This is a genomic window from Sphingobacterium sp. UBA7631 (assembly GCF_002483935.1).
In the GTDB taxonomy this organism is placed as follows: Bacteria; Bacteroidota; Bacteroidia; order Sphingobacteriales; family Sphingobacteriaceae; genus Sphingobacterium; species Sphingobacterium multivorum.
In genome coordinates this window covers 841,655-855,504 of the sequence record NZ_DLIX01000004.1, presented here as the reverse complement: position 1 = coordinate 855,504, position 13,850 = coordinate 841,655, and the positions used below count along the sequence as shown (strand labels likewise).

The 13,850-nt window shown below is 39.9% G+C and carries 14 protein-coding genes; 5 read left to right on the top strand and 9 right to left on the bottom strand.

Features of this window, described 5'->3' with window-relative positions:
• Window positions 1-248 precede the first annotated feature (248 nt).
• On the top strand, window positions 249-4,115 hold the full coding sequence (locus tag B3P16_RS08365) for a TIM-barrel domain-containing protein (protein ID WP_286842381.1): 3,867 nt from the start codon (window positions 249-251) through the stop codon (window positions 4,113-4,115).
• 77 nt (window positions 4,116-4,192) lie between these two features.
• Here the strand turns inward: B3P16_RS08365 and B3P16_RS08360 are convergent, their stop codons facing one another.
• The 3 genes from B3P16_RS08360 to B3P16_RS08350 form a co-directional block, all read right to left on the bottom strand.
• Complete coding sequence (locus B3P16_RS08360; protein ID WP_286842379.1) at window positions 4,193-5,071, bottom strand: pirin family protein; 879 nt, start codon at window positions 5,069-5,071, stop codon at window positions 4,193-4,195.
• Window positions 5,072-5,201: 130 nt separating this feature from the next.
• Window positions 5,202-5,516: a hypothetical protein gene (locus B3P16_RS08355; protein WP_046672113.1), complete on the bottom strand. Its 315-nt coding sequence runs from the start codon at window positions 5,514-5,516 to the stop codon at window positions 5,202-5,204.
• A gap of 118 nt (window positions 5,517-5,634) precedes the next feature.
• Window positions 5,635-6,057, bottom strand: coding sequence for an OsmC family protein (locus tag B3P16_RS08350; protein WP_286753240.1), 423 nt, complete (start codon window positions 6,055-6,057; stop codon window positions 5,635-5,637).
• Between the two features lie 260 nt (window positions 6,058-6,317).
• Between B3P16_RS08350 and B3P16_RS08345 the strand changes: the two genes are divergently transcribed.
• Window positions 6,318-7,037 carry an outer membrane beta-barrel protein gene (locus B3P16_RS08345; RefSeq protein ID WP_286753241.1) on the top strand — a complete coding sequence of 240 codons (720 nt, stop codon included), beginning with the start codon at window positions 6,318-6,320 and terminating at the stop codon, window positions 7,035-7,037.
• Window positions 7,030-7,608, top strand: a complete 579-nt coding sequence (locus B3P16_RS08340; RefSeq protein WP_046672115.1) for a TMEM175 family protein — start codon at window positions 7,030-7,032, stop codon at window positions 7,606-7,608. Before B3P16_RS08345 ends, B3P16_RS08340 begins: the two co-directional genes overlap by 8 nt.
• Here B3P16_RS08340 and B3P16_RS08335 read toward each other — a convergent pair.
• From B3P16_RS08335 to B3P16_RS08325, 3 genes are all read right to left on the bottom strand, one after another.
• Window positions 7,602-8,162, bottom strand: a complete 561-nt coding sequence (locus B3P16_RS08335) for an AAA family ATPase (protein ID WP_112375647.1) — start codon at window positions 8,160-8,162, stop codon at window positions 7,602-7,604. The genes B3P16_RS08340 and B3P16_RS08335 overlap by 7 nt on opposite strands.
• Before the next feature lie 97 nt (window positions 8,163-8,259).
• Window positions 8,260-9,348 (bottom strand): DUF6688 domain-containing protein, encoded by a 1,089-nt coding sequence (locus B3P16_RS08330; RefSeq protein WP_286753242.1) that lies wholly within the window; start codon window positions 9,346-9,348, stop codon window positions 8,260-8,262.
• A 198-nt stretch (window positions 9,349-9,546) separates the two neighbouring features.
• The gene (locus B3P16_RS08325; protein WP_286842376.1) at window positions 9,547-10,371 is read right to left on the bottom strand and encodes a hypothetical protein; all 825 of its coding nucleotides are present in this window, start codon (window positions 10,369-10,371) and stop codon (window positions 9,547-9,549) included.
• Between the two features lie 199 nt (window positions 10,372-10,570).
• Between B3P16_RS08325 and B3P16_RS08320 the strand changes: the two genes are divergently transcribed.
• Window positions 10,571-11,104 (top strand): hypothetical protein, encoded by a 534-nt coding sequence (locus B3P16_RS08320; RefSeq protein WP_286842374.1) that lies wholly within the window; start codon window positions 10,571-10,573, stop codon window positions 11,102-11,104.
• Between the two features lie 4 nt (window positions 11,105-11,108).
• A complete protein-coding gene (locus B3P16_RS08315) occupies window positions 11,109-11,642 on the top strand; it encodes an STM3941 family protein (protein WP_286842372.1) in 534 nt (177 codons plus the stop codon).
• A gap of 8 nt (window positions 11,643-11,650) precedes the next feature.
• On the opposite strand, the gene B3P16_RS08310 is transcribed toward B3P16_RS08315, so the two are convergent.
• Genes B3P16_RS08310 through B3P16_RS08300 form a run of 3 tightly spaced genes read right to left on the bottom strand, consistent with a single transcriptional unit; the run spans window position 11,651 to window position 13,802 of the window.
• Window positions 11,651-12,892: an RNA polymerase sigma factor gene (locus tag B3P16_RS08310; RefSeq protein ID WP_286842370.1), complete on the bottom strand. Its 1,242-nt coding sequence runs from the start codon at window positions 12,890-12,892 to the stop codon at window positions 11,651-11,653.
• A 54-nt stretch (window positions 12,893-12,946) separates the two neighbouring features.
• Complete coding sequence (locus B3P16_RS08305; RefSeq protein WP_046672122.1) at window positions 12,947-13,285, bottom strand: YciI family protein; 339 nt, start codon at window positions 13,283-13,285, stop codon at window positions 12,947-12,949.
• A gap of 40 nt (window positions 13,286-13,325) precedes the next feature.
• Window positions 13,326-13,802: a carboxymuconolactone decarboxylase family protein gene (locus B3P16_RS08300; RefSeq protein WP_046672123.1), complete on the bottom strand. Its 477-nt coding sequence runs from the start codon at window positions 13,800-13,802 to the stop codon at window positions 13,326-13,328.
• Window positions 13,803-13,850: the final 48 nt, after the last annotated feature.

Sequence of the window (13,850 nt, the reverse complement as noted above, 5' to 3'; positions counted from 1 at the left end):
GTTGCTTGAATTTACTTTCCTGCAGCGCCCCTGTAACAGTCCCTCCAGTTTTATGTGTCATTCATCATAACGCTCATCTCATAAGCCACATGGAAGTAAACATTCGATATTTGGTGAACAACCTACAATAGATCGGTTAGCCTGCAACATTATTATTGGACAATCGTTTGCATTCCCGATTCTCTTTTTTAGTTCAATTTACTATTGTATTATTGTTAAGTTAATTTAATGCATTATAAATCATACGCATGAAGATATCTTTTTGGAGTACAAAAGCACAAGTCAGTTTACTGATGGGATTGGCTTCTCCTTTTATTTTTCAACCCACTCGAGTCGATGCTAAAGTAAGTACGATCAATTATTACAATACAATAGGTCGCGATCAAGCTAATCGTATTATCGCGATTCAAAAAATTAATCCGACTACAGTTGAGATTGTATACGATAATGGCCAACGTCTGACTTTAGATTTCTACGGTAATCATATTTTTAGAATGTTTCAGGATGTTCATGGTGGAATTATTCGTGACCCTGAAGCTAAACCCGACGCAAAAATATTGGTAGAGCAACCTCGGAAAACTGTCGCTGAGCTCGAAGTAAAGGATGAGGGTAATAAGGTCAGCATCTCCACCAACGATATTCTTTTTTCAATGGATAAACAGACTTCACAGTTTAGTATCCTTAATCGTAAAACCAATAAGATTGTAGTTGAAAGCTTAAAGCCGGTCGTTTTTGAGGACAAACAAGTAAGCCTTGAATTAAAGGAAAATGCGGATGAGTACTTTTTTGGTGGTGGCGTTCAAAATGGACGTTTTTCACATAAGGGAAAAGTAATTGCTATCGAAAATCAGAACAGCTGGACCGATGGCGGTGTTGCCTCTCCAACCCCTTATTACTGGTCAACCAAAGGGTATGGTTTTATGTGGCATACTTTTAAGAAGGGAAGTTACGCCTTTGGAGCCAAAATCGCTGGCACAGTCAAATTGGCCCACGATACGGATTATCTGGATGTCTTTTTTATGGTTGGTGACGGTATTGTGCCTTTGCTCAACGATTTCTACCAATTGTCGGGTAACCCAATTCTTCTACCAAAATTTGGTTTGTACGAAGGACATCTTAATGCTTATAACCGCGATTTTTGGAAAGAAGATGAAAAGGGAATTCTTTTTGAAGATGGCAAACGCTATAAAGAAAGCCAAAAGGACAATGGCGGAATCAAAGAATCGCTGAATGGCGAGAAAAACAATTATCAATTTTCGGCTCGCGCAGTCATAGACCGTTATAAAGCCCATGACATGCCTTTGGGTTGGATTCTTCCCAATGATGGTTACGGTGCTGGATATGGTCAAACGGCATCTTTAGATGGAAATATCCAAAACCTGAAAGAATTCGGCGATTATGCACGTAAGAATGGTGTGGAAATCGGTTTATGGACACAGTCTGATCTCCATCCCAAAGACAGCATCAGTGCATTACTGCAACGTGATATAGTAAAAGAGGTACGGGATGCAGGTGTGAGAGTCCTAAAGACGGATGTGGCCTGGGTGGGCCCAGGATACTCCTTTGGTCTCAACGGGGTAGCTGATGTAGGGCATACCATGCCTTACTATGGCAACGACGCTCGTCCATTTATTATTTCATTGGATGGTTGGGCAGGTACGCAGCGCTATGCGGGTATCTGGTCGGGTGACCAAACTGGAGGTGTATGGGAGTATATTCGATTCCACATACCAACATATATAGGCTCGGGACTTTCGGGCCAGCCCAACATTACCTCTGACATGGACGGGATCTTTGGTGGTAAAAACTTCAAGGTCAATATCCGTGATTTTCAATGGAAGACTTGGACACCCATGGAACTCAATATGGATGGCTGGGGCTCGAACGAGAAATACCCTCATGCTTTGGGCGAGCCAGCTACTTCGATCAATCGTCTGTATCTGAAATTGAAATCTCAATTGGTTCCCTACAGCTATAGTGTGGCAAAACAAGCGGTAGATGGTCTGCCCATCATTCGCGCGATGTTTTTAGAGCAAGCAAATGCTTATACACTTGGAAAGGCAACGCAATACCAGTACCTCTATGGTCCAAATTTCCTGGTGGCACCGATTTATCAGGAAACACGTGTGGATGAGAAGGGAAATGATATACGCAATGGTATCTACCTGCCGGATGGTGAATGGATTGATTATTTTACGGGTGAAAAATACCAGGGTGGCCGTATCATCAATAACTTTAATGTGCCTATTTGGAAGCTGCCTGTTTTTGTGAAAAATGGAGCTATTATTCCGGTAACCAATCCGAATAATAATGTGCTGGAAATCAAAAAGGATCAACGTATTTATGAGGTGTATCCTTATGGGAATTCCAATTTCCTGGAATATGATGATGATGGAAAAACCGAGGCTTATCGGTATGGTAAGGGAGTAACTACATCCCTAACTTCGCAGTTAAACAATAATAAAGTTGTTTTTACGATTGCTCCAACACAGGGCGAATTTGACGGATTTGAAAAAATGAAGTCTACCGAAATTCGTTTCAACGTTACCAAAGCACCTAAGAAATTGACCGTAAAGGTCAATGGAAAAAATAATAAACTTAAAGAAGTGAACAGCTTAGATGCGTTCAATACTTCTGAAAATGTATATTTCTACGACGCACAACCAAACCTGAATCAGTTTGCAACAAAGGGATCTGAATTTGAAAAAGTACCTTTGGTGAAAAATCCGATGTTGCTGGTACGACTAGCGAAACAGGATGTCTCATCGACTGCAATAGAAGTACAATTGGAGGGTTTCGAATATGCTCCTGTTGACAACTATCTGGCTCAGACCGGTGCTTTGACTTCGCCCAAAGCTGTTATCACAGATCAACATACACAAGCATATACCTTAACCCCAACCTGGGAAAAGGTTGCAAATGCTGATTATTATGAAATTGAATTCAATAATCTGATCTATTCGACCATCAAAGACAGTCAGTTGCTATTCGAAGGATTGGCCGCGGAAACTGATTACCAGTTTAAAATTAGAGCTGTCAATAAATCTGGTGTTTCAGATTGGAGTACATTTGCCGCAAAAACAAAGGCAAATCCATTGGAATTTGCCATCGAAGGAATCAAAGCAGAGACTTCTGTGGATAACCAAGGCGGAAATGGTATCAATAAATTGTTCAATTATGATGAGGGGGATATGTGGCATACAAAATGGGGACAGACAGCTGTTCCGTTTGATATGACTTTAGATCTAAAATCTGTTAATCAATTGGATAAGTTTGAATATCTTCCAAGAACCGATGGCGGAAATGGTATCCTTTTAAAAGGAAAGGTATTCTATAGCAATGATAAGGATACCTGGACGGAAGCTGGAAGTTTTGATTGGAAACGTGATGGCGAAATGAAACGTTTTGATTTTGGAACCCATCCAGTAGCCCGATTTATCAAAATTTCAGTTTCTGAAGCTGTGGGAGGTTTTGGCTCCGGAAGAGAATTATATGTGTTTAAAGTGCCGGGATCTTCGAGCTACCTACCAGGGGATATTAATAATGACCGATTGATCGATCATAATGATTTGACATCCTATATTAACTATACGGGATTGCGATTGGGTGATGGAGATTTTGAAGGTTATGTCAGCAATGGTGATGTCAATAAGAATAATTTGATTGACGCTTATGATATTTCCAATGTCGCTGTTGTTATCGAAGGTGGTGCAAAACCAGCAAAGGAAGAAAAAGTAGCTGGTAAACTAAAATTGGTTCCCTCAAAAACAAGCTTGAAGTCGGGAGACACCGTAGAGATCAGTATTAGCGGGGAGAATCTTAAAGCTGTCAATGCGCTTAGTTTTGCTCTTCCGTACAATCAGGGCGATTTTGAATATGTCGGTATTGAACCTGTACAGCTGAAAGAGATGAACAATTATAGTAACGATCGTCTTCACACCAATGGAAGTAAAGCGCTGTATGCTACTTTTGTTAATCTTGGCAATAAGGAGACCTTGAATGGGTCTGAAGTTTTATTTAAGATTAAATTGAAAGCAAAACGCAATGTCAACTTCAATCTGAAAGCGATAGATGGTATTTTGGTTGATAAAAAGCTGAATTCCGTTACTTTCTAAAAATAATAAATAGCCTTAACAAAAAGGGGAGCCTCATAGGCTCCCCTTTTTGTTAATTGACGTCTAAGTGTATAAAATTAGTCCAATATCATACTGAGGTCCATCAGTAGGATTTCAGTATCTGCTGAGGTGACTTTCAGGTTAATTTCAGCGACATCCCAGATTCCAAAACCATCCCTGCTCTCCAATTCTTGTCCTTCGACGGTAACACTGCCTTTTATTACAAAAACATATACACCGTTTCCGGCCTTTTTGATCTGGTATTTTGTCTGGACGTCCTTGTCAAAATGCCCCATAGAAAACCAGGCATCCTGATGGATCCATACCCCCTCGTCTTCTGGATTGGGCGAAAGAATTTGTTGGAATTTATTCTGTCTTTGTGCGATATCTAATGTAATTTGATCGTAGCGCGGGCTCACATTCCGTTGATTAGGGTACACCCAAATCTGAAGAAACTTCACCACCTGATCGGTGTTTTTATTATATTCACTGTGTATGATGCCCGTTCCGGCACTCATGACCTGAATATCTCCTTTCCGGATAATGGCTTTGTTACCCATGCTGTCTTCGTGTTGCAAATCACCTTCCAAAGGAATACTGATGATTTCCATATTATCGTGCGGGTGTTTGCCAAAACCTCTTCCTTCAGCCACCATATCATCATTTAGTACCCGCAATACACCAAAGTGCATACGTTCGGGGTCGTGATAATTGGCGAAGCTAAACGTATGATTGCTTTCTAACCAGCCATGATTTGCATGACCGCGTGTAGCTGCTTTATGGAGGACGCTATGGTTTTCCAATTTGTCTGAATTATAATTTACATCTTCGCCATCCAGCGTTTCAAGCGGTTCTATCTCGTCAATATCATTCTTCAAGATATCAGCTGAAGATACTGTTGATGCAAATATTCCGGAACCCAAAAGGCCTTTTTTTATAAAGTTCTGTTTGTTCATGATCTTATTATTTAGTATCCAAAATTAGCCTATTAGCCATTGATTTCTATTGATCTAGTTCAATAAAGAAAGGATTTTAGCGGATTTTAGTTGTTTCTCTAAGAAGCTGTTGCTTGTGGTCTAGCCATTATTAAACGGAACGTAAGTCTGGAAAAAGACTGTAGACTTCATTTTTTAGAAGTCCACTTCCACCGCCATAATGTTTGATCAGGCCAATCGGATAGGTGAGCCGCGAAAGGTGATCTGTTATTTCATGCTCTTCCTGAGGAGAGAGTCCCGAACTCAATAATAAAACATCTACAGGATTGTCTATCAGATGTTTCTTACAAGTACCCAAATCCTGTTGTATCGTTGCATTCCAGCTGGGTGTGCTTTCAATGATTCTCTTGAGCGTGAGGAGAATTTCTTCATTTTTACCCAATAGGAGAAAGTTTATGGTTTTCATGATGAATGCTATTTTTAAGTGTATGATTAGTATAATGATACACAAATTCGTTACACGCTAATGTTGATGAGTTGAAGCGCAACTTTTGTTTATCATTCGCTATCGTGATGCTTCCTTCTTAAGGATTTGTACGAATTACTGTATTAACAATGGCATTACCCTTTAAAATTTTTGAAATGGGACATTCTTCGGCAATTTGTTGAAGTCGTTCTCGGGTATCCTCCGCTAAGATTTGCCCAAAAGCGATCTCGCGATCAAAATACGTAACCACCTGTCCTTTTTCAATCTTGAGATACATATTTGAACTGACAGAAATTTCTGGAATATCAAGACCTTTTTTATCGATGTACATGCGTAGCGTAGCTAATGTACAGGATACAAGCGATGAAATCAGAAGGGTGTAGGGGTCAGGCCCAAGATCTCTTCCGCCAAGTTTTTCAGGTTCATCCGTAATAAATTCACCATTCCTCCAGTGGATGCTGGTTTTATATTTCTGCTCGGCAATATGACCGATGACAGGGTTTTCCAATATATATTTCATACGGATAATTCTTTTGTTTGTAATACAACAAAAATAAGCCTGAATTGATTCATTTTCATTGATGTAGTTCAATAAATATAGTCATTCTGTCTTATGATGTTTTTTTTATAGCCGATCAAGCGGATGGATTTCCGCTAATGGATAAACATTGCCGTTTCAGAAAAAATAAGGATTGGATTAAGTTGAATCACATAAATTTTCTTACTTTTAACAATCGAACACGCTCATTTTTTTAAGGATTTTAATTTAATATTTCGGTTATGATGAAGAGATTTTTACTTGTCGGACTTTTTGCTGGTATAACCCATTTTATGGCTTTCTCGCAATCGCACGAACTACGAGTGGGTATTACTTCCGGTGTGTCCAACTTTACGGGATCGGGAGCCGAAGCGAAGAGTATGTTGAATGGATCTACGCAGCAGGACTATTATACCAATAATCCTTACGGAAAAAAATATGGAATCAATATCGGTGGTGCTTTAAACTACCGGTATGTTTTTGCCAACAACCTGATATTAGGTTTGGAAGGCGCCTATGAACGATTGCAGACAAAGATTGATTTGGAAGGCAACGAGTTTATGAATGGAAGCCGTGGTCAAACCCGTCTCAATCAGCAATTTATCAATTTTAATCCTTTTGTTGGCTATCGTGTCTTTTTTGAACCGATGACAATGGATATACAGCTGGGTATGGATATTGCCAAAACGTTAAGCATTAAAGAAAATGGTAGCATTGAAGATAAGCAGGGTAATAAAACAAGTTTTGATCGTGACCGCGGCAAGATTATAGATTTGGATCTACGCCCTCGATTGCAGTTTAATGTAAATTATGATCGTTATACCGTATTTGCTGGATATTCATGGGGACTGAAGGATTACAACAGCGGGATGCTTGGCGCTGATCCCGGTGCCGCACGATTAAATGTATTCCGCTTGGGTTTACAATATCAGTTATTAACCCCACTATTTAAAAATGACTAAGGGTCGAATAGAAGCATTCAGTGATGGCGTTCTAGCCATCATTATAACGATTATGGTACTTGAATTAAAAGTACCTGAAGGGGTTACTTTTGCAAGCCTCAAGCCTTTATTGCCCAAAATCATCTCTTATATCGTAAGTTTTATGTATGTGGGACTCTATTGGAACAACCACCATCACCTCTTTCAAATCGTTCGCAAAGTAAACGGCAAAGTACTTTGGAGCAATCTCCATTTATTGTTTTGGCTATCCTTAATGCCGGTTACCACCAATTGGATAGGTGAATCCCATTTTGGTCGAGATCCGATTATTGCTTACGGTGTTGTGTTGATTATGTGTTCTATTGCCTACCATATCGTGGAGTATTTTGTGATCCAGATTGAGGGCGAAGATTCTGCATTGAAAAAAGCGGTCAAATCGAAAACAAAAGAAAATATTTCTACCGCACTGTATTTTCTGGGAATAGGTCTGTCTTTTATCAATCCGTATATCAGTTTAGTGCTATACGGAACGGTTGCTATTATGTGGATTATTCCCGACCGCCGTATTGAGAAAGAAATGCGGAATCAATAGTTTTGCTGATCCAGGACTTTCAGGATGAACTGCGCGCGATCAAATACGGTTGTTTTTGGAACCTCAATGGTTTCATAACCCAGTTTTGTATAGGTCTCTTTCATTATCTTGAAGGTATTTTCGGCCTCCTGCCAAGTTTGTTTCCGCTCGTTGTCATTCGCATAGATCTCTGCCCAAGGTGGTAAGATGAATACCTTTTTATGATAACGCTTCAATCTTGCTTCTCGCAGGCAATCTTCCCCGATTGCAAGACCTTCCATGGCAATATATGCTAATGTATCTGGAATCCCGCGGTCAAAAAACACATAGCGGGTTTGATCTTTACGCAACTGTTCCGAATAACCGCTGCAAGATGCCGCTAGCATGAGCTCGGCATAATGACGCTTATTCTTCCAGGGGAGGCCGTCGCCATTCATTTCCATTTGTTCTCGGATAATCCGCCGGGCATCCTCCGGTACAACACTAAATCCCAGTTGTTGTAATTCCTTTAATAGCGTTGTTTTACCGACACCAGGTCCTCCTGTCAGGACAATAAATTGAGCTGTTTGATCCATAATGTTTAAAAGGTAATAAGTTAGCAGATCATAAGTCCCAAGTTAGTCCAAACTTGGTTTCTCTGCCGAAAAAGGGCATCGCTGTTTTCAGAAAAGATCAGCTGTATTGCTTGGCAATTTTTTTTTCGGGTTCCACGTAGCACATATACAGGGAAAAAAGAAAAAAATATTCAAGGGGTTTCATCAGGACATAGGTCATATTTGATGCCCTAACAGAATTTATTTTGATCGAGATATTAAACCCATATTTATCATAGCAATATCTAACATAGCGGTGTAATACTGGCGATAGATCGCTTAATATTTCTTCGAATGCATTGGCAATTTGGAGTTGTCTATTGACGATAATGGTGTTACCATGTCTTTTGCCTAATCGCAATGGTTTTACAAGGGCGGGATCTCCTTTAGCGGCAACTGTACAGAGGTAATGTCCCTGATGATCCAAGATGGGAGGGTGCATTTTTTGTGAAAAAGCCCAAGTGGTTGTTTCTGTGAAAACTTTCACCATTGAATCCCGATCCTGCCCCAAAAGGATGAGGATAATTGTTAGTAAGAGAAAGACCGGAACAAGTAAAATAAGCGCCCATGTGGGGTAATTTAGCTTTGCCGAAAGTAGGTTATTGATCTTGTTGAGCGTGGCGTTGGCATAGCTTCTCGTCGAGGCGTAACCCTGTTCTTCAACGATGATTTTACGGATTAATCCTATACCCATGATCAAGCAGCATAATGGTGTGAAAATAAAGTATAAGGTTCCCTCGTTGCCAACATACATGTCCAATGTGGACGTATCGTGGTGACTGACCTGAACGAGTACAAACACACTGATCATACTGCCTATCATTAACATAATCAGCATTAGAACAAGAGGAATAGGGGGGATTTTTCGTCCTTTGAGCCAAATCGCTATTGCTGAAATATTAAATGTTAGGAAATAAAACACAAGCGATAAAATGTGTTTTCCACCGAAGGGAATATAGCAATCACCATCTACAGGATCTACGGCTTGATTATATTGACTTGAGTGGAATAATAGCCCTACTCCGGTTATCATTAACGAAATCAGGTAACCGATGATGATCGCATACTCAACAATTGTTATTTTCCGCTGTTGTTTTTTGACAACAGAACGAAGCAGATATAAAATTCCGAAAAGCGTAAGAATAATAAGAAGAAAAATGAAGATCATAATGGGATGAGCAGTTATAATGCTAAGACGAATATCGTCAAATCATTTGTTTAATTCAGATGCAAAGCAGTCTTTTTTTTGCAGTCTATGTGTATAGTTGCTTGAAACCAATATTATTGAAGTGTTTAATAGGTTGGAATTCAAGATTTCTTCAACAGTATATCGTTATAGGGCCGAATGTCTAGCAATTATCAGTGTTTAATCTTTGCCGAATAACCGGCTCCAAAAGCTCTTTTTTTTACTGCTTTGCGAACTAGAACTATCTGTTGTGTCAAAATGTTTAGGGTTGGCATGGATTGTTTCTGTTTTGACATTTGGTAAGATCTCATTTTCAGGAATTCCATGACGATGTTCTATTTCCTGGATCTGTTTTAATGCCGTTGTCTGATATAAAAGTGGGCCTTCTTTGTCGCAGTTAAAGAGGTTGGAGTAACTTTTTGATTCATTCAGATCAAAAGGTTGTGGTTCGACAACTTCTGTTGCTTCCAAAAGACCAAGGTTACGATCTTTGGCATATTGCAGAGCATTGAGGAAAACAGCAATACGGTTATCAGAAAATAGCGTATCTAGTTCAGCCTTGATCGTTGGATTATTATGGTAGTCTACCAACAATTGCGCAACTTTTTCTGCTGGGATAAAGACACCCGAACAATAGTTTTCTACAAGCCTATTTTCGATATTATTGGTCAGAAATTCATGTTGTACAAATTCATTCCACTGTTTGTAATAGCCGGATAAATGGTCATTTTTGGAGAAGGATAGGGCTCCACCGCGCACATAGAAGTATTTTTCGAAAAAACCCTGGACAACAGCAATGAAAAATCCATGGGTTTTGTCAAAATAATCATTTTTATCGGTTTCCCGACCCGCATTTAAGGTGTCTTGGTACTTGGTTTTATAGAAGTCTTCTAGTTGGTGAACTGCAGAAACTTCCTCAATCTTTTCAGGATTTTTGAGCAAGTCAAAATACCAAGTTTCTATCTGCTGTTCTGAGATGGGGTGGTAACTAATATCATAGCCCATAATGACTGTTTTTATCGCTTATGTTGTAATTGCTAATATATTAAAAATTAACATTTTGTGCAATATGAATCGCTCGGCTATCGTGCTTTTTTCACCTAAACAGACTGGTCGATGACAATTTTATACAGCGATATGATGGGACAACATGTTTGCCTATTTCATGATAATTAATTACTTTGGTCACAAACAGAATTTTTATATGAAGCACTTACTAGTTGCTATTTTTATGTCGGCGAGCTTATTTTTTACAGCCTGTCAATCCCCAAGTCCAGAGACTTTTTTCGGAAAAGTTGTTTTAAACACAAATCTTGTAGCAGATTTTGCCCCTGAACGCTACGGCAAACAGCTCGAGCAGGAGACCGTAGAATTTGCGGATATGCCCTCCAGTAAGAAAGTAGGCGACGAAGCTCAAAAATCTGTTGGAATCAAAATTCAGGTGGTCGAAAAGGCTTTAAAGGATATTAAAGAACTGAATGTTTCCGATGACGATGCAAAAGCGTTGAAAGAGCAGTCTATTGCATTATTTGAAAAAGTGTTGCCTGTTTATAAAAACGAATATACCGCTTATGCAAAGTTATGTGATGGTAAAGGTTCAGCTGAAGAAAAGCAGGCTTTACTCCAGAAGATCGAAAAAAACGATATGCCTTCCATTAACAGTGTGTTTGACAACGTATATGCTTTAGGAAAAGCTTATGCCGAAAAACATAACTTGAACGTTAACTGGGGGAATTAAGCCGATGGAGGAAACAAGCTTATACAGAAATAAACGGAAAACAATTCAGCTATTGTCAATTTCGGGAGCTCTATGTTTGTTGCTTTTGGTCGTTTTATTGTTCAGTATCGGTTTATTTGATGGAGTATTTAAGGTAAAGCCGACAGTTTTCTCTGCCGGAGCACTGCTGGTACTCTTAATTTTATTGTTTTCCAGCCTACTGAGTCTTCGGGATAAAACGGCGCAAATTGTTTTGAACGATCGCTATTTTCTTGGAAAGACAACACCAGTATCAAAAGCTTTTGGCCGAGGCGACTGGCAGGATGTTAAAAGCATTGACTTACAAAAAGTAGGTGGTGATACCCTGGTCGTTGTAACACTGGGTCATCCTTCTAAATATAAAGAGCGGCTTTCGTCGCTATTATGGAAAATGGCTTATCAAGAATCCACGCAAGAATTGTGTATTATGTATTCGTCCTCAACGATTGATTTGGAGCCCTCGGAGCTGTATCAGCTTTTTGTTTCTTATTGGAAAAGAGTAAAAGTAATCGATGCCTAGCAAACAAATTAGGTCATTGCAGACTTTATAGCATCAATCTTTTGTTGAATAACCTCTTTTTCCAATGTTATTTTGGCGAGGTTTTTTGCTTTATTGAAGTTTGCGATGGCTTTGTTTTTATCTAGATCCTGATAAAGTTCCCCGAGGAGGACAAAATAAAAGTGGTTGTCTTCTAGCTGTAAGGTTTTTACTTCGGCCAATGCAGCTTTAGCGCCTTTTACTTTATTTAGGGCAAATATTCTATTTAATGCAGCTGCGGGGGAATAATTGACGACTAATAAACGGTCATACCACTGCAGGATTTCGGTCCATTTTTCTGGACTGTCTTCCTTTATACAATGGCATTGCGCAATTTTCGCCTCCAGATGATAAGATGTGAGTTCGTCGCCCGATGCGGCATTCTTCAGAAAATAAAGCCCCTGATGGATGAGTTCTTGATTCCAGCGTTCCTCATCCTGTTGCTCATACAAAATGAAATCACCTTCATTGGTCAGCCTTGCCTCGAAGCGGGAAGAATGGAAACAAATCAGCGCAATGAGCGCATTGGTCTTGGGTGTATTGGTTTTTTCATAAGATGAAAGCATGAGCGCAAGGCGTAACGCTTCAATACAGAGCTCCTTTCGTAAAATTTGATTTTGGGTTTTAGAATAATACCCTTCATTAAATAAGAGGTAAATAATATGGAGTACATTATCGAGGCGTTTCATAATTTCTGCTTCGGAAGGCAGCTCAAGTTCGATTTTTTCTGAACGTAGTTTTTCCTTTGCTCTGAATAGGCGCTTATTGATGGTTTCTTTGTTGGAAAGAAATGCTTCGGCAATTTCTTCTATCCCAAAACCACAGAGGATTCTAAGGGCAAGACCAATTTGTGCCTCACTGGCAATTGCTGGCGTGCAGATGGCAAACAGCATTTTTAATTGGCTGTCTTTAATATTTTCCTGCGAGAAACTAAACTCGTCAAAGCTCTCCGCTTCTGGCTCCCGCTGCCGTACTGCCGGGATGATTTTATCAGTAAATATTTTATTTCTTCTAAACTGGGCCAAGGTCTTTTGTTTTGCAACCGTGTACACCCAAGCTGTAGGATTTGCAGGAACGCCTTTGGTCTGCCAGGATTCTGTGGCAACTAAGAACGTTTCGCTGACGATATCTTCCGCTATTTCGATGTACTGGAGGCCAAAACTCTTACTGATGACAGCGACTATTTTGGTAAATTCTTGCTGGAAAAGCTGTTTTAGAAAATCTGGATCCATAAGTTTAAAATAGGATCGGCTATGTCGGTGTACAGCCGATCCTGTATATTATGATTAGTTGAGCAGTGCACGTATCTCTACACTTCCGTTAAATTCGAGAATAGGACAGCCATGGGCCAATGTTGTGGCTTCGTCAAGATCCTCTGCTGCGACGACAATAAAACCGCCGAGTCTCTCCCGAATTTCCACAAAAGGTCCATCCGTAACGATACCGCCAGGCTTTAATACCTTTCCGGCAGGCTCAAGACGGGAGCCATGATCCTTCAGTTTACCTTGCGTATCGATGTCATGGATCCAGTCGAACCACCTTTTGTTCACAGCTTTTGCTTCTTCTTCTGTCAGTTGACTTTGCTCATTGGCCCCCTGACGAAATAATAAGATGAAATCTTTCATTTTTATGGTTTAATTTATCGTGTAAATATACGTTTCGTATTTATGAGGTTGGCTGTACTTTGTGCTGCCCAACTTTGTAGCTTCCTGCTTGTGTGCGGAAGGAAATATTGATCCTATTGTAGGAATTGATTGCTGTAATGGCCAAGGTCAGGTCAATAAGTTCTTCTTCCGAAAATATTGCAGTTGCTTTAGCATAAACCTCGTCCGATACATCACCATGTGTAATTTTCGTCACGGCTTCGGCCCATTCCAGTGCAGCACGTTCACGTTCGCTATACAGCGGGGCTTCCCGCCAGGCATCCAATAAGAACAATCGTTGTGGTTGATCTCCGGTGGCCAGTAGATCTTTTGAATGCATATCCAGACAATAAGCACAGCCATTGATTTGTGATACACGGAAATAAATAAGATGCAAAAGCTCTTGTTCTATGGAGCACTTGCTCAGATATGCACCTATTCCAAACATCGATTTCATGGCGTTTTGCCCTTTTGCGAAAAAATTAATTCGTTGTTCCATTTTTTTATTGTTTTTAGTGTAACTGATTTACACCACAACAATGCTTGA

Excerpts from the sequence above, each read along its gene's own strand:
- B3P16_RS08365 (WP_286842381.1), top strand. The coding sequence starts at position 249 with ATGAAGATATCTTTTTGGAGTACAAAAGCACAAGTCAGTTTACTGATG.
- B3P16_RS08360 (WP_286842379.1), bottom strand. The coding sequence starts at position 5,071 with ATGAACAAACAGAACTTTATAAAAAAAGGCCTTTTGGGTTCCGGAATA.
- B3P16_RS08355 (WP_046672113.1), bottom strand. The coding sequence starts at position 5,516 with ATGAAAACCATAAACTTTCTCCTATTGGGTAAAAATGAAGAAATTCTC.
- B3P16_RS08350 (WP_286753240.1), bottom strand. The coding sequence starts at position 6,057 with ATGAAATATATATTGGAAAACCCTGTCATCGGTCATATTGCCGAGCAG.
- B3P16_RS08345 (WP_286753241.1), top strand. The coding sequence starts at position 6,318 with ATGATGAAGAGATTTTTACTTGTCGGACTTTTTGCTGGTATAACCCAT.
- B3P16_RS08340 (WP_046672115.1), top strand. The coding sequence starts at position 7,030 with ATGACTAAGGGTCGAATAGAAGCATTCAGTGATGGCGTTCTAGCCATC.
- B3P16_RS08335 (WP_112375647.1), bottom strand. The coding sequence starts at position 8,162 with ATGGATCAAACAGCTCAATTTATTGTCCTGACAGGAGGACCTGGTGTC.
- B3P16_RS08330 (WP_286753242.1), bottom strand. The coding sequence starts at position 9,348 with ATGATCTTCATTTTTCTTCTTATTATTCTTACGCTTTTCGGAATTTTA.
- B3P16_RS08325 (WP_286842376.1), bottom strand. The coding sequence starts at position 10,371 with ATGGGCTATGATATTAGTTACCACCCCATCTCAGAACAGCAGATAGAA.
- B3P16_RS08320 (WP_286842374.1), top strand. The coding sequence starts at position 10,571 with ATGAAGCACTTACTAGTTGCTATTTTTATGTCGGCGAGCTTATTTTTT.
- B3P16_RS08315 (WP_286842372.1), top strand. The coding sequence starts at position 11,109 with ATGGAGGAAACAAGCTTATACAGAAATAAACGGAAAACAATTCAGCTA.
- B3P16_RS08310 (WP_286842370.1), bottom strand. The coding sequence starts at position 12,892 with ATGGATCCAGATTTTCTAAAACAGCTTTTCCAGCAAGAATTTACCAAA.
- B3P16_RS08305 (WP_046672122.1), bottom strand. The coding sequence starts at position 13,285 with ATGAAAGATTTCATCTTATTATTTCGTCAGGGGGCCAATGAGCAAAGT.
- B3P16_RS08300 (WP_046672123.1), bottom strand. The coding sequence starts at position 13,802 with ATGGAACAACGAATTAATTTTTTCGCAAAAGGGCAAAACGCCATGAAA.